22 protein-coding genes are annotated in these 24,376 nt (G+C 51.2%); 12 read left to right on the top strand and 10 right to left on the bottom strand.

The features are described from left to right. The first annotated feature begins 2 nt into the window (after window positions 1-2). The 4 genes from hflK to DCX48_10320 all read left to right on the top strand — a co-directional run bounded on the left by hflK (window position 3) and on the right by DCX48_10320 (window position 3,980). Window positions 3-1,256: an FtsH protease activity modulator HflK gene (gene hflK / locus DCX48_10335; protein QXE14870.1), complete on the top strand. Its 1,254-nt coding sequence runs from the start codon at window positions 3-5 to the stop codon at window positions 1,254-1,256. 3 nt (window positions 1,257-1,259) lie between these two features. Next, window positions 1,260-2,255 (top strand): protease modulator HflC, encoded by a 996-nt coding sequence (gene hflC, locus DCX48_10330; protein ID QXE14869.1) that lies wholly within the window; start codon window positions 1,260-1,262, stop codon window positions 2,253-2,255. 126 nt (window positions 2,256-2,381) lie between these two features. After that, window positions 2,382-2,582, top strand: coding sequence for a DUF2065 domain-containing protein (locus DCX48_10325; GenBank protein ID QXE14868.1), 201 nt, complete (start codon window positions 2,382-2,384; stop codon window positions 2,580-2,582). A 99-nt stretch (window positions 2,583-2,681) separates the two neighbouring features. Next, window positions 2,682-3,980 carry an adenylosuccinate synthase gene (locus DCX48_10320; GenBank protein ID QXE14867.1) on the top strand — a complete coding sequence of 433 codons (1,299 nt, stop codon included), beginning with the start codon at window positions 2,682-2,684 and terminating at the stop codon, window positions 3,978-3,980. A gap of 99 nt (window positions 3,981-4,079) precedes the next feature. Here the strand turns inward: DCX48_10320 and mpl are convergent, their stop codons facing one another. Further along, window positions 4,080-5,471: a UDP-N-acetylmuramate:L-alanyl-gamma-D-glutamyl-meso-diaminopimelate ligase gene (gene mpl / locus DCX48_10315; protein ID QXE14866.1), complete on the bottom strand. Its 1,392-nt coding sequence runs from the start codon at window positions 5,469-5,471 to the stop codon at window positions 4,080-4,082. Between the two features lie 169 nt (window positions 5,472-5,640). On the opposite strand from mpl, the gene DCX48_10310 reads away from it, so the two are divergent. Beyond that, the gene (locus tag DCX48_10310; protein ID QXE14865.1) at window positions 5,641-6,645 is read left to right on the top strand and encodes a class 1 fructose-bisphosphatase; all 1,005 of its coding nucleotides are present in this window, start codon (window positions 5,641-5,643) and stop codon (window positions 6,643-6,645) included. Window positions 6,646-6,748: 103 nt separating this feature from the next. Here the strand turns inward: DCX48_10310 and ruvX are convergent, their stop codons facing one another. The 7 genes from ruvX to metK all read right to left on the bottom strand — a co-directional run bounded on the left by ruvX (window position 6,749) and on the right by metK (window position 12,427). Beyond that, window positions 6,749-7,168 (bottom strand): Holliday junction resolvase RuvX, encoded by a 420-nt coding sequence (gene ruvX, locus DCX48_10305; protein ID QXE14864.1) that lies wholly within the window; start codon window positions 7,166-7,168, stop codon window positions 6,749-6,751. Further along, window positions 7,168-7,731: a YqgE/AlgH family protein gene (locus DCX48_10300; GenBank protein ID QXE14863.1), complete on the bottom strand. Its 564-nt coding sequence runs from the start codon at window positions 7,729-7,731 to the stop codon at window positions 7,168-7,170. Before DCX48_10300 ends, ruvX begins: the two co-directional genes overlap by 1 nt. 83 nt (window positions 7,732-7,814) lie before the next feature. Beyond that, window positions 7,815-8,774 carry a glutathione synthase gene (locus DCX48_10295; GenBank protein QXE14862.1) on the bottom strand — a complete coding sequence of 320 codons (960 nt, stop codon included), beginning with the start codon at window positions 8,772-8,774 and terminating at the stop codon, window positions 7,815-7,817. Window positions 8,775-8,785: 11 nt separating this feature from the next. Next, on the bottom strand, window positions 8,786-9,520 hold the full coding sequence (locus tag DCX48_10290; protein ID QXE14861.1) for a 16S rRNA (uracil(1498)-N(3))-methyltransferase: 735 nt from the start codon (window positions 9,518-9,520) through the stop codon (window positions 8,786-8,788). A 295-nt stretch (window positions 9,521-9,815) separates the two neighbouring features. Continuing rightward, complete coding sequence (endA, locus tag DCX48_10285; GenBank protein ID QXE14860.1) at window positions 9,816-10,514, bottom strand: deoxyribonuclease I; 699 nt, start codon at window positions 10,512-10,514, stop codon at window positions 9,816-9,818. A 96-nt stretch (window positions 10,515-10,610) separates the two neighbouring features. Next, window positions 10,611-11,123 (bottom strand): SprT family zinc-dependent metalloprotease, encoded by a 513-nt coding sequence (locus DCX48_10280; GenBank protein QXE14859.1) that lies wholly within the window; start codon window positions 11,121-11,123, stop codon window positions 10,611-10,613. A 152-nt stretch (window positions 11,124-11,275) separates the two neighbouring features. Next, the gene (metK, locus tag DCX48_10275; GenBank protein QXE14858.1) at window positions 11,276-12,427 is read right to left on the bottom strand and encodes a methionine adenosyltransferase; all 1,152 of its coding nucleotides are present in this window, start codon (window positions 12,425-12,427) and stop codon (window positions 11,276-11,278) included. Between metK and DCX48_10270 the strand changes: the two genes are divergently transcribed. Together DCX48_10270 and speA are read left to right on the top strand one after the other, a co-directional pair. Then, window positions 12,336-12,710 carry a DUF2684 family protein gene (locus DCX48_10270; GenBank protein QXE14857.1) on the top strand — a complete coding sequence of 125 codons (375 nt, stop codon included), beginning with the start codon at window positions 12,336-12,338 and terminating at the stop codon, window positions 12,708-12,710. The two genes, metK and DCX48_10270, sit on opposite strands and share 92 nt — an antisense overlap. A 433-nt stretch (window positions 12,711-13,143) precedes the next feature. Continuing rightward, complete coding sequence (speA, locus tag DCX48_10265) at window positions 13,144-15,123, top strand: biosynthetic arginine decarboxylase (protein ID QXE14856.1); 1,980 nt, start codon at window positions 13,144-13,146, stop codon at window positions 15,121-15,123. 58 nt (window positions 15,124-15,181) lie between these two features. Here the strand turns inward: speA and DCX48_10260 are convergent, their stop codons facing one another. Further along, window positions 15,182-15,727: a LuxR family transcriptional regulator gene (locus tag DCX48_10260; GenBank protein ID QXE17213.1), complete on the bottom strand. Its 546-nt coding sequence runs from the start codon at window positions 15,725-15,727 to the stop codon at window positions 15,182-15,184. Window positions 15,728-16,404: 677 nt separating this feature from the next. After that, the gene (locus tag DCX48_10255) at window positions 16,405-17,157 is read right to left on the bottom strand and encodes a metalloprotease (GenBank protein ID QXE14855.1); all 753 of its coding nucleotides are present in this window, start codon (window positions 17,155-17,157) and stop codon (window positions 16,405-16,407) included. 410 nt (window positions 17,158-17,567) lie between these two features. On the opposite strand from DCX48_10255, the gene tkt reads away from it, so the two are divergent. The 5 genes from tkt (at window position 17,568) to mscS (ending at window position 24,325) form a co-directional block, all read left to right on the top strand. Next, on the top strand, window positions 17,568-19,562 hold the full coding sequence (tkt, locus tag DCX48_10250) for a transketolase (GenBank protein ID QXE14854.1): 1,995 nt from the start codon (window positions 17,568-17,570) through the stop codon (window positions 19,560-19,562). A 313-nt stretch (window positions 19,563-19,875) separates the two neighbouring features. Beyond that, on the top strand, window positions 19,876-20,892 hold the full coding sequence (locus DCX48_10245; GenBank protein ID QXE14853.1) for an erythrose-4-phosphate dehydrogenase: 1,017 nt from the start codon (window positions 19,876-19,878) through the stop codon (window positions 20,890-20,892). Between the two features lie 72 nt (window positions 20,893-20,964). Continuing rightward, entirely contained in the window at window positions 20,965-22,128 is a 1,164-nt protein-coding gene (locus tag DCX48_10240; protein ID QXE14852.1) for a phosphoglycerate kinase, read from the top strand. Window positions 22,129-22,265: 137 nt separating this feature from the next. After that, window positions 22,266-23,342, top strand: coding sequence for a class II fructose-bisphosphate aldolase (gene fbaA / locus DCX48_10235; GenBank protein ID QXE14851.1), 1,077 nt, complete (start codon window positions 22,266-22,268; stop codon window positions 23,340-23,342). 122 nt (window positions 23,343-23,464) lie between these two features. Beyond that, the gene (mscS, locus tag DCX48_10230) at window positions 23,465-24,325 is read left to right on the top strand and encodes a small-conductance mechanosensitive channel MscS (GenBank protein QXE14850.1); all 861 of its coding nucleotides are present in this window, start codon (window positions 23,465-23,467) and stop codon (window positions 24,323-24,325) included. The last annotated feature ends 51 nt before the right edge of the window (window positions 24,326-24,376 follow it).

The raw sequence follows: 24,376 nt of genomic DNA, 5'->3' as shown, positions 1-24,376 counted from the left end.
ACATGGCGTGGAATCAGCCCGGTAATAACGGACAAGACCGCGACCCGTGGGGGAGCAGCAGCAATAATGGCGGCAACTCTGGCGGAAATAACAATAAAGGTGGCCGAGATCAGGGGCCACCGGATCTGGACGACATCTTCCGTAAGTTGAGCAAAAAACTCAGCGAACTGGGTGGTGGAAAAGGTTCTGGCTCAAGCAATAGCGGAAATTCTGGCGGCCCAGCACTGGGTGGCCGGATCGTCGGTATCGCTGCCGTCGCTGCGGTTGTCATCTGGGCCGCTACTGGTTTCTATACCATTAAAGAAGCCGAACGCGGTGTCGTAACACGCTTTGGTAAGTTCAGCCATTTGGTTGGGCCAGGTCTTAACTGGAAACCAACCTTTATCGACTCTGTTCGCGCGGTGAACGTTGAGTCGGTACGCGAACTGGCGACGTCGGGTGTGATGTTGACATCGGATGAAAACGTCGTACGCGTTGAAATGAACGTACAGTATCGTGTCACACAGCCTGAACAATATCTGTTCAGCGTAACCAATGCTGATGACAGCCTGCGTCAGGCAACTGACAGTGCGCTGCGCGGCGTTATTGGTAAGTACACGATGGACAAAATTTTGACGGAAGGCCGTACCATTGTGCGTACGGATACCCAACGTGTACTGGAAGAGACCGTTCGTCCGTACAACATGGGGATCACGCTGCTGGACGTCAACTTCCAGACCGCACGTCCGCCGGAAGAAGTGAAGGCCGCGTTTGATGATGCGATTGCTGCGCGTGAAAATGAACAGCAATATATTCGTGAAGCGGAAGCGTACGCGAACGAAGTACAACCGCGTGCCAACGGTCAGGCCCAACGTATTCTGGAAGAGTCTCGCGCTTATAAAACCCGTACCGTTCTGGAAGCTCAGGGTGAAGTCGCCCGTTTTGCCAGAGTATTACCGGAATATAAAGCGGCACCGGAAATTACCCGCGAGCGTTTGTATATCGAAACGATGGAACGCGTGCTGAGCCATACTCGTAAGGTTCTGGTCAATGACAAGGGGAGTAACCTGATGGTGCTGCCGTTGGATCAGATGCTACGCGGGCAAGGCGGTGAAAATACGCAAAGCAACAGCAGCGCTAACCCACTGCGTTTGCCTAGTAACAGCACCGGTGCAGCGAATAGCACCCAAACGCGCAGCAGTAACAATGGAAATATCATGGATCAGCGCAAAGCAAATGCGCAGCGTGATGACTTCACTCGAGTAGGGAGAGAATAATCGATGCGTAAGCCCTTACTATTTATCCTGATCCTGGTACTGATGGTGGTCTATGCGTCACTGTTTGTGGTGCAGGAAGGCCAGCGCGGCATTGTGATGCGTTTTGGCAAAGTATTGCGTGATGACGAAAACAAGCCGCTGATTTATGTACCGGGATTGCAGTTCAAGGTTCCGTTTATCGACTCAGTGAAAATGCTGGATGCACGTATCCAGACTATGGAAAATCAGGCTGACCGCTTTATCACTAAAGAGCAGAAAGACCTGATTGTCGATTCTTACCTCAAATGGCGTATCAGCGATTTCAGCCGCTACTATCTGGCAACGGGCGGTGGTGACATCTCTCAAGCTGAAGTGCTGCTGAAACGTAAATTCAGTGACCGTCTGCGTTCTGAGATTGGTCGTCTGGATGTGAAAGGCATTGTGACCGACTCACGTGGTCAACTGATGTCTGACGTGCGTGAAGCGCTGAATACCGGTACCGGTGAAACCACCGAAGCCGATAATGCGATTGCTTCTGCCGCTGCGCGTGTTGAGAAAGAGACGACGACCAACGAACCTCACATCAACCCTAACAGCATGGCTGCGCTGGGTATTGAGGTTATCGATGTGCGGATTAAGCAAATCAACCTGCCAACCGAAGTATCTGACGCAATTTACCAACGTATGCGTGCAGAACGTGAAGCGGTAGCGCGTCGCCACCGTTCACAAGGTCAGGAAGAAGCAGAAAAGCTGAAAGCGACGGCAGACTATGAAGTTACCCGTACGCTGGCTGAGGCTGAACGCCAAGGGCGAATCACCCGTGGTGAAGGGGATGCTGAAACGGCTAAACTGTTTGCGAACGCATTCAGTGAAGATCCTGATTTCTATTCTTTCGTTCGTAGCCTGCGCGCGTACGAAAGCAGCTTCAGTAATAATCAGGACGTGATGGTTCTCAGCCCGGATAGCGACTTCTTCCGCTACATGAAGTCACCGGATAGCAGCATGGCACCACGCCGCTGATAGTCATTAACTGACGTCTTTCATCAAGCCCGGGTTATTTCTCCGGGCTTTTTTTTGTCATTTTCTGGCAGAGATCACTCAAAGGGTTTGGTTCTGCTCGTACTCGAAGCAGGAAAAGGGGCTGTTATGAATTCAACGATTTGGCTGGCGCTCGGGCTGGTTTTGGTACTTGAAGGGCTGGGGCCGTTACTGTTTCCTCGTCTCTGGCGGCGTATGATTTTGGGAATAGCACAGTTACCGGATACTATTTTGCGCCGTTTTGGCGGCGGAATAGTCGTTGCAGGGTGCGTGATCTACTACATGTTGCGTAGCCGGATGGGTGGCTAAAATTAAGCTGAAAAATGTGCGCAACCGTGTGCTAAAAGTACTGAAAGCATCCAAATGAGATGGTAGAATCCTTTTTTAAGCAACCTGGTGATTCTTGAAATGGGTAAGAACGTCGTCGTACTGGGCACCCAATGGGGTGACGAAGGTAAAGGCAAGGTCGTTGACCTGCTGACTGAACGGGCTAAATATGTTGTGCGCTATCAGGGTGGTCACAACGCTGGCCACACGCTGGTTATCAACGGTGAAAAAACCGTCCTTCATTTAATTCCTTCTGGCATTCTGCGTGAAAATGTTGTCAGCATCATCGGTAACGGTGTTGTGCTGGCGCCTGACGCATTGATGAAAGAAATGACGGAGCTTGAAGCGCGTGGCGTCCCGGTACGCGAACGCCTGCTGCTTTCTGAAGCCTGTCCGTTAATCCTGCCTTATCACGTCGCATTGGATAACGCGCGTGAAAAGGCGCGTGGCGCGAAAGCAATTGGTACGACGGGTCGCGGTATCGGCCCTGCGTATGAAGATAAAGTTGCTCGCCGTGGCCTACGTGTTGGCGATCTGTTTGATAAAGAAACCTTTGCCGTCAAACTGAAAGAAATCGTCGAATACCATAACTTCCAACTGGTTAACTACTACAAAGTTGATGCTGTCGACTACCAGAAAGTACTGGACGACGTGCTGGCGATTGCTGACATCCTGACGGCTATGGTCGTTGATGTTTCCGATCTGCTGTACAAAGCGCACCTGCGTGGCGATTTCGTCATGTTTGAAGGCGCGCAGGGTACGCTGCTGGACATCGACCACGGTACCTATCCGTACGTGACCTCTTCAAATACCACTGCGGGCGGCGTTGCCACTGGCTCTGGCTTGGGTCCACGTTATGTCGATTATGTGCTGGGTATCGTTAAAGCCTACTCTACCCGTGTGGGTGCAGGTCCATTCCCGACTGAGCTGTTTGAAGAAGTGGGTGAGCATCTGTCTCAGAAAGGTAACGAGTTTGGTGCGACTACGGGTCGTCGTCGTCGTACTGGCTGGCTGGATGCGGTTGCCGTGCGTCGTGCGGTACAGATCAACTCGCTGTCAGGTTTCTGCCTGACCAAGCTGGATGTTCTTGACGGTCTGAAAGAGATTAAGATCTGCGTCGGCTATCGTTTGCCGAATGGTACGGAAGTGGACACCACTCCGCTGGCTGCTGAAGGCTGGGAAGGTCTTGAACCCATTTACGAAACTGTGCCGGGTTGGTCTGAAAGCACATTTGGCGTGAAAGATCACAGCAAGCTGCCGCAGGCTGCGCTGAATTACATCAAACGTATCGAAGAAATCACTGGTGTGCCGATTGATATTATTTCAACTGGCCCAGATCGCAGCGAAACGATGGTGTTACGCGATCCGTTCGACGCTTGATTTCATCACCCTTAACGGGTGATGCGCATATGAAAAAGGACGGGAATCCCGTCCTTTTTGCTATCTACCGTTTAGCCGTCGTAGAGCAGTGACGGTTTCTTACAGTGATTCTTGAGCGTCTTTCACCTTCTGCTCTTTTTTCTTCAGGCCTTCCAGCAGTTTATTGTGAATGTTACTGAACCCGCCGTTGCTCATGACCAGAATATGGTCGCCTGGCTGTGCAGTCTTGACGATGTTTTCTACCAGCGTATCAATATCCGCGCTCCAGTGAGCGGGCTGTACGCAGGCTTCCGCGACTTCTACGACCTGCCACGGAATATGCGTCGGCTGAAAGAGGAATACTTCATCGGCACGGCCTAATGATGGAGCCAGTTCGTTTTTGCACATCCCCAATTTCATGGTGTTCGAACGAGGTTCCAGTACGGCCAAAATACGGGCTGTACCACCCACTTTGCTGCGTAGTGCCGACAGCGTAGCCAGAATTGCGGTAGGGTGGTGTGCAAAATCGTCATAAACTGTGACGCCATGCTCCGTACCGCGTAACTCAAGGCGACGGCGCGCGTTGATAAATCCACCCAGCGCGCGGCAGGCATCTGCGGGTAGTACGCCGACGTGATGTGCGGCAGCGATGGCCATCAGCCCGTTGTGCATGTTGTGTTCACCCACCAATTTCCAGTGGACTTCACCGACGAGTTCATTGTTCAGGTAAACCTGATATTGGCTGGCATCGATGGCCACTTTCTGTGCCCGCCAAACGCCTTCTTCGCCGACCAGTTCCTGTTCACTCCAGCATCCCATCGCCATCACCTGTTTGAGAGTAATGTCGTTGGTTGGCAGGATGATCTTCCCGCTGCCGGGCACCAGTCGAACAAGATGGTGGAATTGTTTCTGAATGGCTTTCAGATCGTCAAAGATGTCGGCGTGATCGAACTCAAGGTTGTTGAGTACCAGCGTTCTTGGACAGTAATGGACGAATTTGGAGCGTTTGTCGAAGAAGGCACAGTCGTATTCATCGGCTTCAAGCACCATGAACGGGCTGTCACCCAATCGTGCGGAAACGGTGAAGTTGCCGGGAACGCCGCCGATCACAAAGCCGGGCTGGTAACCGCAATCTTCCAGAATCCAGGTGACCATCCCTGCCGTGGTTGTTTTGCCATGCGTTCCCGCAACGGCAATCACCCAGCGATCGCGCAGTACATAATCATGCAGCCACTGTGGACCGGAAACATAGGGTAGCCCCTGTTCCAGTACGGCTTCGACGCACGGGTTTCCGCGCGTCATCGCATTACCGATGATGACTAGGTCGGGGGCGGGAGAAAGTTGTGCGGGGTCGTATCCCTGAATCAGTATGATTCCCTGCTCTTCAAGTAAGGTACTCATGGGAGGATAAACATTCGCATCTGAGCCCGTGACGTCATGCCCCAGCGAGCGTGCGAGTAGGGCAAGGCCACCCATAAAGGTGCCGCAGATACCTAAAATATGAATACGCATACATTTTCCATCTTCACTGTGAGTCTGCGTCACATTCTAACGCTATGAATCCGCCATAAGAAATGGATTTGACTAGGTACTCACTTTCTCTTTGGGCTACACTGCATGCGCAAACGTTGGCGGTGCAGAAATGAAACCGCTTTTCATCCGTAGATTTTGGAATAGTGTTATGAAAACGTTAGGCGAATTTATCGTCGAAAAACAGCACGATTTCTCTCACGCCACAGGTGAGCTTACCGCGCTGCTGTCTGCTATTAAACTGGGCGCCAAGATTATTCACCGTGATATCAATAAAGCAGGTTTGGTTGATATCTTGGGTGCCAGCGGTATTTCTAATGTTCAGGGCGAAGTGCAGATGAAGCTCGATCTGTATGCCAATGAGAAACTGAAAGCTGCATTAAAAGCGCGTGGTGAAGTAGCAGGTATCGCTTCTGAAGAAGAAGACGAAATCGTCATCTTTGAAGGTGATAAGGCAGAAAACGCTAAATATGTGGTTCTGATGGACCCGCTGGACGGCTCGTCGAATATTGATGTGAACGTCTCTGTCGGTACGATTTTCTCTATTTATCGCCGTATTACGCCGCTGGGAACCTCCGTCACGGAAGCTGACTTCTTGCAGCCGGGTAGCCAGCAGGTTGCTGCGGGCTACATCGTTTACGGTTCTTCCACCATGCTGGTGTACACCACGGGTCACGGCGTTCACGCTTTTACCTACGATCCGTCGCTCGGTGTATTCTGCCTCTCGCATGAAAAAGTTTGCTTCCCAGAAAAAGGGAATATGTATTCCATCAACGAAGGAAACTACATCAAGTTTCCTTCCGGCGTGAAGAAATACATCAAATACTGTCAGGAGCAGGATGAAGAGACGCAGCGTCCTTATACGTCGCGTTATATCGGTTCACTGGTAGCGGATTTCCATCGTAACCTGCTGAAAGGCGGGATTTACCTGTATCCGAGCACGGCGAGCTATCCGAAAGGCAAACTGCGTTTGCTGTACGAATGCAACCCGATGGCATTTCTGGCGGAGCAGGCGGGTGGTAAGGCTAGCGACGGTAAACACCGCATTCTGGATATCACGCCAGAGAAACTGCATCAGCGCTCACCGTTCTTCGTGGGAACAGAATCCATGGTTGATGACGTCGAACGTTTCATCCGTGAATTTCCAGATGCTTAATTAGCACTATTCCGTGTTGTCGGGTTATCTGCCAACGCGGGATGACTTCTTATGGCGTGCTGCCCAGTACGCCATCTTTGTGGTCCATCGCAAACCGCGTTTTTTAATGTTGTGCTTCGAACCAGCTTTCCAGAATAATCACCGCAGAAGCCGCATCTACGCTACCTTTATCCAGCGCTTTAAAGCCGCCGCGTTCGAAGAGATCGGCACGTGCTTCCACTGTACTCAGCCGTTCATCGTGTAGCTCAATAGCGACGCCGAAACGACCATGCAGTCGATTAGCAAATTTCCGCGCCCGTGCCGTCAGCGGTTGCTCGGTGCCATCCATGTTAAGCGGCAGGCCGACGACGACCAGATCTGGCTGCCATTCTGACAACAGCTTCTCCACTTTTTGCCAGTCGGGTATCCCTTCCTGCGCTTTGAACGATGTCAGTGCACGTGCCGTCCCGGTAATTTCCTGACCGATTGCCACGCCGATACTTTTTGTCCCAAAATCAAAGGCAAGAAGGGTTCTGTTGCTCATCAGGCATGTCCTGCTTCGGTGGAGATATTATGAATATCGATGCCCAACTTTCTGGCAGCCGCTCGCCAGCGTTCTGCAATGGGCGTGTGGAACAGAATATCTTTATCGGCCGGCGTCGTCAGCCAGGCATTCTCTAGCAGCTCTTCTTCCAACTGCCCGTTCTCCCAGGCGGAATAGCCTAAGGCGACCAGCGTATTTTTCGGCTGTTTGAGGGTGCCTAACGTTTCCAGCACGTCTTTTGAGGTGGTGATCATGGTGTCCTCAGAAATACTGATGCTGGAACCAAAGTCGGAGCAGGGCGTATGCAGGATAAAGCCACGGTCATCCGCCAGTGGGCCACCGATAAAAACGGGCTTATCTAACCGTATGGCAGGATCGCGCGGTGTTGGATCTATTTTTAGCTTTTCCAGCACATTCTCCACAGAAAACTGATCCATCGGTTTGTTGATGATCAGCCCCATGGCTCCGTCTTCATTATGTTCGCAGATATAGACCACCGAACGTTTAAATACAGAGTCCTGTAGTGCTGGCATAGCAATGAGGAAGTGATGCTGTAAATTCATTGTGTATTTTTATCGATATTCGTCAGCGTTGGAGAAACGGCCCGTGTTGCACGGGCCGGATGGCGTATCTGGTGTCTTTTGTATTAGTGAGTACGTGCAGCCAGACGTTTTTCAATGGCGTCCATCAGCATGCCGGTGATAGAAACATCCGGGTAGGCAGCTTCGATTTCACGCACGCAGGTCGGGCTAGTGACGTTAATTTCTGTTAGACGGTCACCGATGATGTCCAGACCGACGAAAATCAGGCCTTTCGCCTTTAACGTCGGGGCGACGTCGCGGGCAATTTTCCAGTCGCTTTCGGTCAGCGGACGCGCTTCACCGCGACCACCGGCGGCCAGATTACCGCGTGTCTCACCGCTTTTAGGGATACGTGCCAGACAATAAGGAACGGGTTCGCCATCGACTACCAGCACGCGCTTGTCGCCATCTTTAATCGCAGGCAGGTAGTTTTGCGCCATGCAGTAGCGGCTGGCGTGTTCAGTCAGGGTTTCGATGATGACTGAGACGTTGGCGTCATCCTGCTTCAAACGAAAAATAGATGCGCCGCCCATGCCGTCGAGCGGTTTGAGAATAACGTCGCCGTGTTTTTCATGGAACTGACGCAGTTTGTCTGCGCGACGCGTAACGAGCGTATCGGGTGTTAGATGTGGGAACCAGGCGGTGAAGATCTTCTCATTGCAATCGCGCAGGCTTTGCGGCTTGTTGACGATCAGCGTGCCTTTCTCTTCCGCGCGTTCCAGAATATAGGTGGCGTAGATGAACTCCGTATCGAACGGTGGATCTTTACGCATCAACACTACATCCAACTCTTCCAGTGCAATATCCTGCTCGCCGGAGAAATCGTACCAGCCGTCGTAATCGTACTGGACGCTCAGGCGACGTGTTGTTGCACGCGCGACGCCAGCGTGCATATAAAGATCGTTCATCTCCATATAATGCAGTTCCCAACCACGGCGCTGTGCTTCCAGCAGCATGGCAAAGCTGGTGTCTTTCTTGATATTGATGGTGTCAATCGGGTCCATCACGATACCGAGTTTGATCATTCTTTTCTCCTTTACCCCAAATCGCCGAAACGTACCTGTAAGGCGGTCATGGCGGTGAGTGCAGTGGTTTCTGTGCGCAAAACGCGTGGCCCCAACAGGATATCAGTGAATCCATGTTCTGAGGTCATGGTAATTTCAGTGGCGGTGAGCCCGCCTTCCGGGCCGATCAGTAGTCTGACCCGATCTATCGGCAGCGGCAGCGTATTGATGCTTTGTGTGGCGCGCGGATGCAAATTTAATTTCAGCGCGTTGTCTTGCTCTGCACACCAGGCTTCCAGCGTCATCGCTGGCCGAACCAGCGGCACACAGTTACGGCCAGATTGTTCACAGGCGGCAACCGCGATTTTTTGCCACTGGCTAATTTTTTTCTCCATACGGTCTGCATCCAGTTTGACGCCACAGCGTTCAGAAAGCAGTGGAGTAATAACATTGACGCCCAGTTCGATGGATTTCTGAATGGTAAACTCCATCTTTTCGCCGCGCGACATCACCTGTCCCAGATGCAAATGTAGAGGCGATTCTTTATCTTCCAACTTACCTGCTGTGAAGCTAACGCGCACACTCTTTTTTCCAGCCGCGATGATTTCTGCATCAAAGACATGGTTGCTGCCATCAAACAGCTGCAATGACTGACCGGTATTCATGCGTAACACGCGACCAATATGGTTGGCGGCATCGTCGCTTAGTTCGGCTTCACCGCCGTTAAGGGGGAGCGTCTCGGGATGAAAAATGCGTGGTACTCGCATACTGAATTAAGACCTTTGAATGAAATTAATCGGCACAGTAGTAACGCCAGAAATAGGTAAAACCACCGTCATTTAATAGTGGCCGAGTACGCTGAGCGGTGATAATGGGTAGATCGTAAAGACGCTGCAAGTACGTCCCTGTAAGCTCGGATTGCGCCATCCATGGCGCAAACGCTTTACTCTTCAACCCCATTACCCCCGTTCTCGTTCCATAAATAGATTTGTCAACAGTCTGAACCACCGTCATTTGACGGTGGTTACGCTGGAAACTGATTCGCTATAGTAGGTAGACGAACTAGCGCTGGCAAGCCTGTTGAACGTAGGGATTTGGGTTTCCCTGCTTTGCGGCGATGCGTTGATTGCGGGTACATTCCCACTGCGTGACGGGGTATTGCTTATCCCAGGCTTCGAACAGCTGAGTCTGCTGGCTGGAAAGGCGTAACTGATAGCGGTCGCGCATGTAGAAATAGGTACGAGCGATCTGGCCGCGGGCGCGAGCTGGCGGTTCTGCCAGATTGTTTTTGAAGTCGACCTTCATCTCGCATTGACCATATTGGGATGCACCGCCGTTCCACTGCCCATACATGGCATTGCCGCGATCGCCGTTGACCTCGCCGATAGCGGGTTGCAGGTTATGCAAATCCGTTTCTATCTCTCGGTAGACGGGGTCGCTGTTACAGTTCTTTCTGCCGCCATCCTGCCAGCATTGGCGTTGGTGGCCGAACTGCCAAGCGGGCACAACATGCTCCCACTCAATACGGCTGGCACGTTGTTCATTCTTTCTGACCTGATAGCCGCAGGACTTAAGATCGGGTGTGCCTTTCTTGCCCTGCCACGTAATCTTACAGCCGCAGTAGAACGAACCCGGTGCGTCCCGATTAATTTCGACAGCGGCGGCTTTTGCCTGCGAAAAATTATTGATGTTTTGGCTCAGCGCGGCAGCTGAAAATAGACCCGCGCCAACGGCGGCGATAGCGAGAATTTTGCGTACCATATTCCAAATAATCCACAGGCAGTAAAGTTGGCAGACTACCGGATGTCTCGTCGGCAGGCAAATGCAAAAGCAGTTTTTAAAACTGGAAATTTCCTTTTAAATAGAACTTTTTACATCATGACGTAAGGTTTTCCCGCAACGACGGCAGCGATATTCTGTTTCGCCGCGCAGCACCCGATTGTGTCGACGGATCGTGAGCTCATGCCGTTGGCAATCGCAGAGGTAGGTGAAGGTCTTCCCCTGCACGGATTGCACTGCAAACCGATGCGTGCGCTTCGCCGGAACGTGCAGGACGTTTTCCATCATCCAACGCCACTCTTTGCCGTGGGGAGCTACACGACCAAAACGCGCGTAGACCAGCAGATGGGCCAGCTCATGAGGAACGACTTCATCGATAAAGGTTTGCTGGTTTTCCTGTAACAAAACAGGATTCAGCCGAATTTCCCAGTGTTGTAGCCACGCCGTGCCTGCCGTAGCGCCGCGCTGCTGGTAACTTACCGCGGGTTCGGTGTAGTCCGTCTGCAAGGTGAGGTTGGCCTGCTGCAACTTATCACGCAGACAGCGCATCACAGCCTGATGGCTGGCAATGGGAATTCGGGGAGTGTTCATTTCTGTGAGCATAAATTGAGTGGCAGGGAGACGCAATAGGCGAAGCGGAGGGATATGTGGAGAGGCCAGAATGAAGAACGGCGAATTTTCATTCGCCGTTTGGTGTTTGTCATGCTGATATTTACCGCGCTGGTATTTATCTCGGAATAATATTACAGACCAGCAGCTTCACGCAGCTGCGCGGCTTTGTCTGTTTTTTCCCACGGGAAATGCTCACGGCCAAAGTGACCATAAGCTGCCGTTTCCTGATAAATCGGATGCAGCAGATCCAGCATCTGGATTAAGCCATAAGGACGCAAATCGAAGAATTCGCGCACCAGCAGCGTCAGTTGCTCGGTGGACACTTTCTCTGTGCCGAAGGTTTCGATCATGATGGATGTTGGTTCCGCCACGCCGATAGCGTAGGACACCTGAATCTCGCAGCGATCGGCCAGGCCAGCAGCAACGATATTTTTGGCAACATAGCGTGCGGCATAGGCAGCAGAACGGTCTACTTTAGACGGATCTTTACCGGAGAATGCACCGCCGCCGTGCCGCGCCGCGCCGCCGTAAGTATCAACGATGATTTTACGACCCGTCAGACCGCAGTCACCCATTGGGCCGCCGATAACAAAGCGTCCAGTTGGGTTGATGAAATATTTGGTGCTGGCAGACAGCCACTCTGCAGGCAGAACCGGTTTGATGATCTCTTCCATCACCGCTTCATGCAGATCTTTCTGGCTAACGTCTTCTGAATGCTGGGTAGACAGCACCACAGCATCAATACCGGCAATCTTGCCATCGTCGTACAGGAACGTAACCTGGCTTTTCGCATCAGGACGCAGCCACGGCAGAGAACCGCTCTTGCGGACTTCTGACTGGCGATGAACCAGACGGTGTGCATAAGTCACAGGGGCTGGCATCAGTACGTCGGTTTCGTTGGTCGCGTAACCGAACATCAGACCCTGGTCGCCTGCGCCTTGTTCTAACGGATCGCGGCGGTCAACGCCCTGATTGATGTCAGGAGACTGCTTGCCAATTGCGCTCAGTACGGCACAGGAGTTGGCATCAAAGCCCATTTCAGAATTGACATAACCGATATCACGTACGGTACGACGGGTAATTTCTTCAATGTCGACCCAGGCGCTGGTAGTAATTTCACCACCGACTAACACCATCCCGGTCTTTACATAAGTCTCACAAGCGACACGCGCTTTTGGGTCTTGCTCCAGAATGGCGTCGAGAACCGCATCAGAAATCTGGTCAGCAATTTTATCAGGGTGTCCTTCAGAGACTGACTCGGACGTAAAAAGGTGTTTAGCCATGAGTTTCTTTACCTTCAAATCAAAGCCGTTAAGCAGTGTATCAGTTAATCAGTATAGACGGATTAACATCTGGATGGCTATTCTAGGTCACCTTTTGGTCTCAGTGCCAGTAGTTTTTCGCATTAGCTCGCCATCGTCCTTTTATCATCGGCCGTTTTTTCTTTTACAAGAGATGACTGGCAGTAATTTTCATTTTGCTTTTCCAGTAGCATGTAGGTATAAACGGCGAACTGTAGCGTATAGGGTATATGCTGCGACATGTGAATGTCTTATTGATAGCTAACCGCACAGCCTGCGGCGCACGTGGAGGTGATTGGATTAATGATCCGTTGTTTACTGAGTGTATTGCCTTCGCAATACGTCCCTTTTGACGCCATCGCGTCAGCGACTCAACCCTTCTTTTCCGTTTCCAGACGTAGTCTGTCGTTAAATTCGACACAGGACTCCAGGGCTGGTTAATCTGCCTGTTATTCTTTCTGCCAGAAGCGTTTACATCTTTCTGGTCACGTTCGCCCGGTGATTTTCACAACGAGTTTTATCGACCCGTAACACGGAGCCCGACAACGTGTTTTACACTAATAAGAGTAATAAAGTGACGGCATACTTCACTACGCCGGTTTTTTCACTGTCGATGCCGCATGTTGCAGGTATGCTCATGTGGGCTGTTTATTCAGGTACTGATGTGATCAGCAGTCTAGAAAAAGAAGAGGTTCGTTATGTCTGACGACATGATTCATCACGGCTCGTCAGCGACGGGTAAACATGAAAATTTGCGCTCTATGCAGGAGGTTGCCATGAATGACCGTAATGCCAGCGAAATGCTTCGTACCTACAATATTGCCTGGTGGGGCAATAATTACTATGACGTCAATGAACTTGGCCACATTAGCGTGTGCCCGGATCCCGACGTCCCAGAAGCGCGCGTCGATCTGGCCAGACTGGTCAAAGATATGCAGAAAGAGAACCATCAGCGCCTGCCTGCGCTGTTCTGCTTTCCGCAAATTCTTCAGCATCGCCTGCGTTCTATTAACGCTGCGTTTAAACAGGCTCGCGAATCGTTTGGCTATGAAGGCGGCTACTTTCTGGTGTATCCGATCAAGGTTAACCAGCATCGTCGCGTCATTGAGTCACTGGCCAATTCCGGTGAGCCGCTGGGTCTGGAAGCCGGTTCAAAAGCTGAGCTGATGGCGGTACTGGGTCATGCCGGCATGACCCGCACTGTGATTGTGTGTAACGGCTACAAAGACCGTGAATACATCCGTCTGGCGCTGATTGGCGAAAAGCTGGGCCACAAGGTTTATTTGGTCATCGAGAAGATGTCCGAAATCCGGCTGGTGCTGGAAGAAGCTGAGCGCTTGAATGTGGTGCCGCGCCTCGGCGTCCGTGCGCGTCTGGCCTCTCAGGGATCGGGCAAGTGGCAATCCAGCGGCGGCGAAAAATCCAAGTTTGGCTTGGCGGCGATTCAGGTTCTGCAACTGGTTGAGATGCTACGTGAAGCTGGAAAGCTGGATAGCCTGCAACTGCTGCATTTCCATCTGGGATCACAGTTGGCAAATATCCGTGATATCGCGACGGGCGTGCGTGAATCCGCGCGCTTCTATGTCGAGCTGCATAAACTGGGTGTGAATATCCAGTGCTTTGACGTTGGTGGCGGTTTGGGCGTGGATTATGAAGGAACTCGTTCTCAGTCCGACTGTTCAGTCAACTATGGCCTGAACGAATACGCCAATAACGTGATTTGGGGTATCGGCGATGCCTGTAATGAACACGGGTTACCGCATCCAACGGTGATTACTGAATCCGGCCGAGCGGTCACCGCGCACCATACCGTGTTAGTTTCCAATATTATCGGGGTTGAGCGTAACGAGTTCAGCGAACCTACTGAGCCGGAAGAGGATGCCCCGCGTGCGTTGGAAAGCCTGTGGTCAACCTGGAAGGAAATCAAGCAACCAGGGAAACGCCGTTCGCTGCGTGAGTGGTTGCATGACAGCCAGATGGACTTGCACGATGTGCATACCCAGTACACGCACGGCATGTTGGATCTGACACAGCGTGCGAAGGCAGAGCAGCTTTATCTGAGCATCTGTCAGTTGATTCAGGAACAGTTGGACCCGAGCAATCGTGCGCATCGGCCAGTGATTGATGAATTACAAGAGCGGATGGCTGACAAGCTGTATGTCAACTTCTCTCTGTTCCAATCTATGCCGGATGCATGGGGTATCGATCAGCTGTTCCCAGTAATGCCGCTGGAAGGGCTGGATAAACCGCCTGAGCGTCGTGCTGTACTGCTGGACATCACCTGTGATTCTGATGGCACGATCGATCATTATGTCGATGGTGACGGAATCGCGACGACGATGCCGATGCCGCCTTACGATCCAGAAAACCCGCCGCTGCTGGGCTTCTTTATGGTCGGTGCCTATCAGGAAATTCTGGGTAACATGCATAACCTGTTTGGCGATACGTCGACCGTTGACGTGTTTGTCTTCCAGGACGGTACCGTTGAGATTGAAGAGTCTGACGAAGGGAATACGGTTGCTGACATGCTGGAATATGTGCAACTTGACCCTAAAGTACTGATGACTCGTTTCCGCGATCAGGTTAAAGAAACCGACCTGGATGCTGAACTTCAGGCGCAGTTCATGGAAGAGTTTGAAACCGGGCTGTACGGTTATACTTATTTGGAAGATGAGTAAGTGTGATTGACTAAGTGAAAAGGGATGCGAGTGTGCATCCCTTTTTTTCGTCTATCGATCAGATAAGCGAATTAATCATATTGATATCGGCTGCTGGTTTTGGAAGGGAATCAAATTCTTCAATGACGTTGTCTTTGAAGATAATTTTAGCAATAAGCAGTAAAGAGTTTTTATCCTGAACGCCATATTTATTCAGTAATCTTGATTTACTGTTCAGTACTGATTTCTTATTTAACCCGATGAGATCGGCAATCGCTTCCGCTGTGTAGCCCGCACACCAATACTGGAATACGGCATATTCAGATTTTGATAGCCTGACGGGACTGAATAAACGGCGGTCGTGGAGGTGGACGAAATCGAGTAATTTATAAAACGAATCGATGGCTGCTGACTTTGAAATAAGAATCGTTTTTTCGTCAATGCACACGGGGGGGTGATTGGGGGAATTATTGATGATAACGAACGATGACGCCATATTATAAAAGTGAGTTCTTATCGACTCATAGTATTCCTCAAAGCCCTCGCTACTGCCGTCAATGATGAAAATACATTTTTTCTTTCCTTGTTGCAGCGTAAACCTGTTGACGGGCTTTATCGAGAGTATAGGAATACTCGATAGGATTTCCCGTAATCCTACCGTGGTAAAATTGCATTTACTGAAAATTCTCACATCCATGATTTTTAACACATATGAGTTTATTGTCTGAAAGTGGCCACAAACCAATAATCGTTGCTGATGTTATCCAGTTATTAAGAAATTGCGATCCTGAAATGCATTTAAATCGCTAAAAGATGGAGCCTCTAGAGAAACCTGCGGGAGCGGCAACAGGTTTTATCATATATCTATATGATTAAACTGGAAGAAATTTTATTGGTTTAACATAGTATGCTTGATTTACTGGTTTGTTTCTATCTTTAAATACATGGGGTTATCCATCCTTACTGTTATTACGACGTGTATGTCTGCGTTAATCGTGGTTGCCTGTTTTTCCGTATACCGCCGCATTCATTCTCTCAGTTGCGTTCCTACATCTGGAAATCTGCTGAGTATCGTTTCTTAAAAAGAGAACGGAGGGTAAATATGATTGAAAATAGCTATCTATTTATATCTATTAATTCTTAAATCCTATCATAGTGATGATGGCGGTGATTGAAGGTCGCTGTTTTTTAACAGCTTACAGCGAATATGACGGGGATGATAGTGGTCGGATGACTAGCGGGCAATTGAGATTTTTTCAATTGCCCCAGTGCGCATTTTTTGCGAATAATCAGCGTGTGAGATTATTTCTCGGCAGTAATGCGTTCACGGATGTGTTTGGCGCGCCCTTCAGAGGAAGGGTGGGAATCAAACATGCTACTCTCATGGCTAGCATCCAATTTGGCGAGTTTCTCAAAGCTGCTCGCCAGACCTTCCCGGTTGATGCCGCGTTTCTTCAGCAAATCAAAGGAATAGTCATCAGCCTGACTTTCCTGGGATTGAGAGAATTGAGAATTAACCAGTTTTTCCCCCAGATCGGCTAACTGTGATTGCGATAATGACGCTGCTACGCCGCCAGCGGAGGCGATTGCGGTCCGTGCGGCAGTCGCAGCATAGGCAACCTGCATCGCTTTACGCGTGTGTCCCAGCGCAACGTGGCCCATTTCGTGGCCGAGTACGCCTTCCACTTCATTGTCGTTCATCATGTCCATCAGACCGCTATATACTCGGATGCAACCGTTAGCCATTGCCCAGGCGTTAACATCCTTCTCTAGATAGACTTTGTAGTTTGCTGGCGTGCCGTTGATATCGTGGCCCAGCGCATCCGCAATTTTATTCAGGCGCTGCGTGTATTTGCTATCGGCAGGGGCAATCTTTGCTTCTTTATCCATTTGTTCACAGGACTGGTCGCTGAGCGCTTTAACCTGAGCATCGCTGAGTGTTGCAGCTTGGAAAGCCTGTGCGCCGGATTGCATTAAGGTATTGGTGTTTAAATTCTGGCAGCCGGTCAGCAAGGTTGCTACACACAGGGCCAGTACAGAAGAACGAATTGCCATAAAAATCATCTCCCTACGATTGTGTTTGTTTTTTAATACGAAAGAAAAGCGGCTATAAACTACCCGAAAACAGCATTGAGAAATAGATCTGAAGATCTGATTTGTACTCTTTTCAATAGCCAACAGGCAATGAGTTTTGTTTTCGTGCGTTCCAAAAAAGTACGGTAGATAAAGGTGAACCCACTGGAAAACATGGCGTATGGCGCTGCAATCAACTGCACAATTGATAAAAGAACCGCCATTGACTTGTTAGCCGATAAATCCCTGTTTTTTGCTCACGGTTCCATGTGCATTCGCTACATTTTTCATGTACATTTGTAATCATATTTATTTTGTCATTCCTGTTTAACTTGTTGAATAATATGGATTATACAGGAATGGCATTCGTTCAATCCGATCTGGAGTCAAGCATGTCCTCTCGTAAAGAACTTGCCAATGCTATCCGCGCGCTGAGCATGGATGGGGTGCAGAAAGCCAAATCCGGTCACCCGGGCGCACCGATGGGCATGGCCGATATCGCCGAAGTGCTGTGGCGTGATTATCTTAACCATAATCCGGCCAACCCCAACTGGGCCAACCGCGACCGCTTCGTGCTGTCCAACGGTCATGCGTCCATGCTGATTTACAGCCTGCTGCATCTCTCCGGCTACGACCTGCCGATTGAAGAACTGAAAAACTTCCGTCAGATGCATTCCAAAACTCCGGGTCACCCTGAATACGGCTACACCGCCGGCGTTGAAACCACCACCGGCCCGCTGGGTCAGGGTGTTGCCAATGCGGTCGGTATGGCGATTGCCGAGCGCACGCTGGCGGCGCAGTTCAACCGCCCGGGCCACGACATTGTTAACCATCACACCTACACCTTCCTCGGTGACGGCTGCATGATGGAAGGGATTTCTCACGAAGTCTGCTCGCTGGCAGGCACCATGAAGCTCGGCAAACTGACCGCGTTTTATGATGACAACGGCATCTCCATCGACGGTCACGTAGAAGGCTGGTTTACCGACGATACCGCCGCCCGCTTTGAAGCCTACGGCTGGCACGTGGTGCGCGGCGTGGACGGTCACGATGCGGACGCCATCAAACGCGCTATCGGCGAAGCTCAGTTGGTGACCGATAAACCGTCGCTGCTGATGTGCAAAACCGTGATTGGCTTCGGTTCACCGAACAAGGCCGGCACGCACGACTCGCACGGTGCACCGCTGGGCGAGGCGGAAGTCGCGGCTTCCCGCGAACAGCTGGGCTGGACGCACGCGCCGTTTGATATTCCGGCGGATATTTATGCCGCCTGGGACGCCAAACCGGCCGGTCAGCGTAAGGAAGCGGCCTGGGATGAGGCATTTGCTGCCTACGCCAGCGCGTACCCTGAACTGGCTGCCGAATTCACACGCCGTACCGGCGGTGAACTGCCGACCCACTGGCAGGCAGATGCACAGAAATTTATCGAGGATTTGCAGGCCAATCCGGCGAAAATCGCCAGCCGTAAAGCGTCACAGAACGCGCTGGAAGCCTACGGCAAACTGCTGCCGGAATTCCTGGGCGGCTCTGCCGACCTGGCCCCGAGCAACCTGACCATCTGGTCCGGCTCGGTATCGCTGGATAAAGACCACGCGGGTAACTATATCCACTACGGTGTGCGCGAGTTCGGTATGACCGCCATTGCCAACGGGATTGCGCTGCACGGTGGCTTTGTGCCGTACACCGCGACTTTCCTGATGTTTGTGGAATACGCGCGTAACGCCGTGCGTATGGCGGCGCTGATGAAAATCCGCAGCATCTACGTCTACACCCACGACTCCATCGGTCTGGGCGAAGACGGCCCGACGCACCAGCCGGTTGAACAGCTGGCCAGCCTGCGCGTAACGCCGAACATGAGCAACTGGCGTCCGGCAGACCAGGTGGAAACCGCGGTGGCGTGGAAATACGCGATTGAGCGTCAGGACGGCCCGACGTCACTTATCCTGTCGCGTCAGAATCTGGCGCAGCAGACGCGTACCGCTGAACAGCTGGCGAACGTGGTGAAAGGCGGGTACGTGCTGAAAGACAGCGACGGCCAGCCGGAACTCATCCTGATTGCCACCGGTTCTGAAGTCGAACTGGCTGTCGGTGCGTATGACAAGCTGACAGCCGCTGGCCGCAAGGTGCGCGTGGTGTCCATGCCGTCAACGGATGCGTTCGACAAGCAGGACGCGGCCTATCGTGAAGCTGTGCTGCCGAAAGCGGTATCGGCGCGCGTGGCCATTGAAGCGGGTATCGCAGACTACTGGTTCAAGTACGTCGGCCTGAACGGCGCGATTGTCGGTATGACAAGCTTCGGTGAATCTGCGCCGGCTGAGCTGCTGTTCGAAGCGTTTGGCTTCACTGTCGATAACGTGGTCGAAAAAGCGCAGGCGCTGCTTAAGTAATCACGCCTCTAATCCTGATATGAGAAGCCGTCAGCTAACATTGGCGGCTTTTTTTCATCTTTAATTTGTCCCTACCGCTCGACACATTTTGTTAGATCCCCAAGTCCAGATTTTTTATTTTTATGACGCAGGTCACTCTTCTCGCGTGTGCCAGACGAGAATATTTCTTTTATGCGTTAATTCGTTTATTCTAGCTGAAGCGTTTCAGTTGTTGTGCTGACGGCGTTTTTCCAGGGGTTCTCTGGTGTCTAAGAAGGGTATATTCTATGCGTTGGGTATACCTGCCATGACATAAGGAACCACAAGGAACGCCATGACGATCCGTATTGCGATAAACGGTTTTGGCCGCATAGGCCGCAGTGTTTTACGTGCATTGTATGAATCGGGCCGCCGAGCCGAGATTACCGTGGTGGCGATTAACGAGCTAGCGAGCGCGGAAGGCATGGCGCATTTGCTCAAGTATGACTCCAGTCACGGCCGTTTTTCGTGGGATGTTCGTCAGGAGTGCGATCAGCTTTATGTCGGTGATGACGATATTCGCCTGTTGCATCAGGTAGAGATCCAGCAGTTGCCCTGGCGAGAACTCGGTGTAGATATCGTACTGGATTGCAGTGGTGTCTACGGTAGCCGAGAAGATGGGGAAGCCCATCTGGCGGCAGGTGCGAAGAAAGTGCTGTTTTCTCATCCGGGAACGACGGATTTGGATGCCACGGTGGTGTTTGGCGTCAATCACGATCGGTTGGAAAGCGGACATCGCATTGTTTCCAATGCGTCCTGCACAACCAACTGTATTATCCCGGTGATCAAGCTGCTGGATGATGCCTTCGGTATTGAGAATGGTACGGTGACGACGATTCACTCATCGATGAACGATCAACCGGTGATCGATGCTTATCATCACGATCTGCGGCGTACTCGCGCTGCCAGCCAGTCGATCATTCCGGTAGATACTAAACTGTCGGCGGGGATCACCCGTATTTTTCCACAGTTTGTTGATCGCTTTGAGGCGATCTCGGTGCGGGTGCCGACGATTAACGTCACGGCAATTGACCTGAGCGTCAGCGTCAGGAAAGCCGTAAATGTGAATGAAATTAATGCACTATTGCAAAAATCAGCGCATGAGTCGTTTCGTGGTATAGTTGATTATACTGAGTTGCCATTAGTGTCAGCTGATTTTAACCACGATCCGCACAGTGCCATTGTCGATGGCACGCAGACACGGGTCAGTGGTCAGCATCTGATTAAAACATTGGTCTGGTGCGATAACGAATGGGGCTTTGCCAACCGGATGTTGGATACAACACGTGCGATGGCGGCCTGCGGTTTCTAGTACGACGGTGGCGATCAGGGGTCGCTATCTCGCTCAAGCAACTTTAAAAGAGAATCAACAAGAGGATTCACCATGTCTGTAATTAAGATGACCGATCTGGATCTGGCTGGTAAACGTGTTCTTATTCGTGCGGATCTGAACGTACCAGTAAAAGAAGGGAAAGTGACGTCTGATGCGCGCATCCGTGCCTCTCTGCCGACCATCGAAATCGCTCTGAAACAAGGCGCTCGCGTTATGGTCACTTCCCACTTGGGACGTCCGACCGAAGGCGAGTACAACGAAGATTTTTCTCTGCTGCCTGTTGTTGACTACCTGAAAGAGAAACTCTCTTCTCCCGTACGTCTGGCGAAAGACTACCTAGATGGTGTTGATGTCGCCGAAGGCGAGCTGGTTGTACTGGAAAACGTCCGCTTTAACAAAGGCGAGAAGAAAGACGACGAAGTGCTCTCCAAGAAATACGCGGCACTGTGCGATGTGTTCGTGATGGACGCCTTCGGTACGGCGCACCGTGCACAGGCTTCAACCCACGGCGTAGGTAAATTTGCCACTATCGCTTGTGCGGGCCCGCTGCTGTTTGGTGAGCTGGAAGCGCTGGGTAAAGCACTGAGCAAACCAGCCCGTCCGATGGTCGCCATTGTGGGCGGTTCTAAAGTTTCTACCAAACTGACCGTACTGGATTCACTGTCTAAAATCGCCGATCAGCTGATCGTGGGTGGCGGTATCGCCAATACCTTTGTTGCCGCACAAGGCCACAATGTAGGTAAGTCCCTGTATGAAGCAGACCTGATTTCTGAAGCGAAAAAGCTGCTGGAAACGTGTGATATTCCTGTTCCGAGCGATGTGCGTGTAGCGTCAGAGTTCTCTGAAACTGCTGCTGCAACGCTGAAGTCTGTTACGGAAATTAAAGACGAAGAGCAGATTCTTGATCTGGGAGATGTTTCCGCTGAGCGTTTGGCTGAAATTCTGAAGAATGCCAAAACCATCCTGTGGAATGGCCCAGTTGGCGTCTTCGAATTCCCGAATTTCCGTAAAGGAACCGAGATTATCGCTCGTGCTATCGCGGATAGCGACGCATTCTCTATCGCAGGTGGCGGCGATACGCTAGCTGCGATCGATCTGTTTGGTATTGCAGACAAGATCTCCTACATTTCTACTGGTGGTGGCGCATTCCTGGAGTTCGTTGAAGGGAAAAAACTGCCAGCAGTCGTTATGCTGGAAGAACGCGCCAAGCAGTAATTTAAGGTAAGGGGTGCTTTTTCCCTTTCCTGTGGTTGTCTCGACAGGTAGTTATCACAATATCGTGTTGGGACAACCTGTCGATTTAACATCGATTTCTTTAACCCCTCCACGGCCAACGAAACGGGACACGTAACATGTCTAAAATTTTTGATTTCGTAAAACCCGGTGTCATCACTGGTGATGACGTTCAGAAAGTTTTCGCAGTAGCAAAAGAAAACAAATTCGCTTTGCCAGCAGTGAACTGTGTCGGTACCGACTCAATCAATGCTGTGCTGGAAGCTGCAGCCAAAGTGCGCGCGCCGGTAATCGTTCAGTTCTCTAACGGCGGCGCAGCATTCACCGCGGGTAAAGGTCTGAAAGCAGAAGGCCAGCAGGCGGCAATTTTGGGTGCGATTTCTGGCGCTCATCATGTGCACCAAATGGCTGAGCATTACGGCATTCCGGTAATTCTTCACACTGACCATTGTGCGAAAAAACTGCTGCCGTGGATCGATGGCCTGCTGGACGCGGGTGAAAAACACTTTGCTGCTACCGGCAAACCGCTGTTCTCTTCTCACATGATTGACCTGTCTGAAGAGTCTCTGGAAGAGAACATCGAAATTTGTTCTAAATATTTGGCGCGTATGGCCAAAATCGATATGACCCTGGAAATCGAACTGGGTTGCACTGGTGGTGAAGAAGACGGCGTGGATAACAGCCACATGGACGCTTCTGCTCTGTACACCCAGCCAGAAGATGTTGATTACGCGTACACCAAACTGAACGCGATTAGCCCACGTTTCACTATCGCCGCCTCTTTCGGTAACGTGCATGGCGTATACAAGCCAGGTAACGTGAAGCTGACCCCGACCATCCTGCGTGATTCTCAGGAATATGTTTCCAAGAAACATAACCTGCCACACAACAGCCTGGATTTCGTGTTCCACGGTGGTTCTGGTTCCAGCGCTCAGGAAATCAAAGATTCGGTCAGCTACGGCGTAGTGAAAATGAACATTGATACCGACACCCAGTGGGCAACGTGGGAAGGTATCCTGAAATACTACAAAGAAAACGAAGCCTATCTGCAAGCTCAATTGGGCAACCCGAAAGGCGACGATCAGCCGAACAAGAAATACTATGATCCACGTGTGTGGCTGCGTTCCGCCCAGACAAGCATGGTTGCTCGTCTGGAACAAGCCTTCAAAGAGCTCAATGCTGTTGATGTGCTCTGAGTAAGACGACAGACATAGTTTGATGCTAAGGCTCCTGCGGGAGCCTTAATTTTTGGGGCGATGTTGCGGTTTCAGTGGTGGACGTTATGCTTTCCCAGTGATTAAAAAACAGGAGCTTTTAAATGGAAGAACTTAATACGGGTTTGGATCAGGCAGGGAACTGGTTGGTGACTCATCAGGACTTGTTTTTGCAGTATGCCGTGAATATTGTTGCAGCATTAGTGATCCTCATCGTTGGTCTGGTGATCGCACGGATAGTCTCCGGCACCATTAATAAACTGATGATTAACCGTTCTATCGATTCAACCGTGGCAGATTTCCTGTCTGCGCTGGTTCGCTATGGCATTATCGCGTTCACACTGATTGCAGTATTGAGTCGGGTTGGTGTACAGACGGCATCGGTGATTGCCGTGCTGGGTGCTGCGGGCTTGGCTATTGGTCTGGCATTACAGGGGTCGTTAGCCAACTTTGCCGCAGGCGTTTTATTGGTGATTTTCCGGCCTTTCCGTACTGGGGAATGGGTGGATTTGGGCGGCGTGTCCGGTACGGTCACGCAGGTGCAGATCTTCTCGACAACGCTGCGCACGTCTGATGGCAAAATTATCGTGGTTCCAAATGGCAAGATCATCGCTGGCAACATCATCAACAGCTCGCGTGAGCCGGATCGCCGTACCGAAATTATTGTTGGCGTGGCGTATGATGCCGATATTGACGTAGTGAAAAAGCTATTGGGCGATATTGTTGCGGCGGATGAGCGTATCCAGCATGACAAAGGCGTCACTATTCGCCTGAATGAAATGGCGGCGTCATCGCTGAATTTTGTGGTGTGGGTATGGACGACCAACGGCAATGCGCAGGCGGTGTACTGGGATCTGTTAGAAAGCTTTAAACGCGTGCTGGATGAGCACCGTATTGGCATTCCTTATCCGCAGATGGATGTGCACCTGCACAGCATACAATCCGCAGCGAAACAGCCAGAATAAACTCGCTGACAAAAGCCTCTAGGTATGCACCATGTCCCGATATTGGCATGG

The organism is Pectobacterium atrosepticum (assembly GCA_019056595.1).
In the GTDB taxonomy this organism is placed as follows: domain Bacteria; phylum Pseudomonadota; class Gammaproteobacteria; order Enterobacterales; family Enterobacteriaceae; genus Pectobacterium; species Pectobacterium atrosepticum.
The sequence above is the reverse complement of the archived record's forward strand: the minus strand, read 5'-3'. Positions and strand labels throughout refer to the sequence as shown.

Excerpts from the sequence above, each read along its gene's own strand:
- hflK (QXE14870.1), top strand. The coding sequence starts at position 3 with ATGGCGTGGAATCAGCCCGGTAATAACGGACAAGACCGCGACCCGTGG.
- hflC (QXE14869.1), top strand. The coding sequence starts at position 1,260 with ATGCGTAAGCCCTTACTATTTATCCTGATCCTGGTACTGATGGTGGTC.
- DCX48_10325 (QXE14868.1), top strand. The coding sequence starts at position 2,382 with ATGAATTCAACGATTTGGCTGGCGCTCGGGCTGGTTTTGGTACTTGAA.
- DCX48_10320 (QXE14867.1), top strand. The coding sequence starts at position 2,682 with ATGGGTAAGAACGTCGTCGTACTGGGCACCCAATGGGGTGACGAAGGT.
- mpl (QXE14866.1), bottom strand. The coding sequence starts at position 5,471 with ATGCGTATTCATATTTTAGGTATCTGCGGCACCTTTATGGGTGGCCTT.
- DCX48_10310 (QXE14865.1), top strand. The coding sequence starts at position 5,641 with ATGAAAACGTTAGGCGAATTTATCGTCGAAAAACAGCACGATTTCTCT.
- ruvX (QXE14864.1), bottom strand. The coding sequence starts at position 7,168 with ATGAGCAACAGAACCCTTCTTGCCTTTGATTTTGGGACAAAAAGTATC.
- DCX48_10300 (QXE14863.1), bottom strand. The coding sequence starts at position 7,731 with ATGAATTTACAGCATCACTTCCTCATTGCTATGCCAGCACTACAGGAC.
- DCX48_10295 (QXE14862.1), bottom strand. The coding sequence starts at position 8,774 with ATGATCAAACTCGGTATCGTGATGGACCCGATTGACACCATCAATATC.
- DCX48_10290 (QXE14861.1), bottom strand. The coding sequence starts at position 9,520 with ATGCGAGTACCACGCATTTTTCATCCCGAGACGCTCCCCCTTAACGGC.
- endA (QXE14860.1), bottom strand. The coding sequence starts at position 10,514 with ATGGTACGCAAAATTCTCGCTATCGCCGCCGTTGGCGCGGGTCTATTT.
- DCX48_10280 (QXE14859.1), bottom strand. The coding sequence starts at position 11,123 with ATGAACACTCCCCGAATTCCCATTGCCAGCCATCAGGCTGTGATGCGC.
- DCX48_10270 (QXE14857.1), top strand. The coding sequence starts at position 12,336 with ATGGCGTCGAGAACCGCATCAGAAATCTGGTCAGCAATTTTATCAGGG.
- metK (QXE14858.1), bottom strand. The coding sequence starts at position 12,427 with ATGGCTAAACACCTTTTTACGTCCGAGTCAGTCTCTGAAGGACACCCT.
- speA (QXE14856.1), top strand. The coding sequence starts at position 13,144 with ATGTCTGACGACATGATTCATCACGGCTCGTCAGCGACGGGTAAACAT.
- DCX48_10255 (QXE14855.1), bottom strand. The coding sequence starts at position 17,157 with ATGGCAATTCGTTCTTCTGTACTGGCCCTGTGTGTAGCAACCTTGCTG.
- tkt (QXE14854.1), top strand. The coding sequence starts at position 17,568 with ATGTCCTCTCGTAAAGAACTTGCCAATGCTATCCGCGCGCTGAGCATG.
- DCX48_10245 (QXE14853.1), top strand. The coding sequence starts at position 19,876 with ATGACGATCCGTATTGCGATAAACGGTTTTGGCCGCATAGGCCGCAGT.
- DCX48_10240 (QXE14852.1), top strand. The coding sequence starts at position 20,965 with ATGTCTGTAATTAAGATGACCGATCTGGATCTGGCTGGTAAACGTGTT.
- fbaA (QXE14851.1), top strand. The coding sequence starts at position 22,266 with ATGTCTAAAATTTTTGATTTCGTAAAACCCGGTGTCATCACTGGTGAT.
- mscS (QXE14850.1), top strand. The coding sequence starts at position 23,465 with ATGGAAGAACTTAATACGGGTTTGGATCAGGCAGGGAACTGGTTGGTG.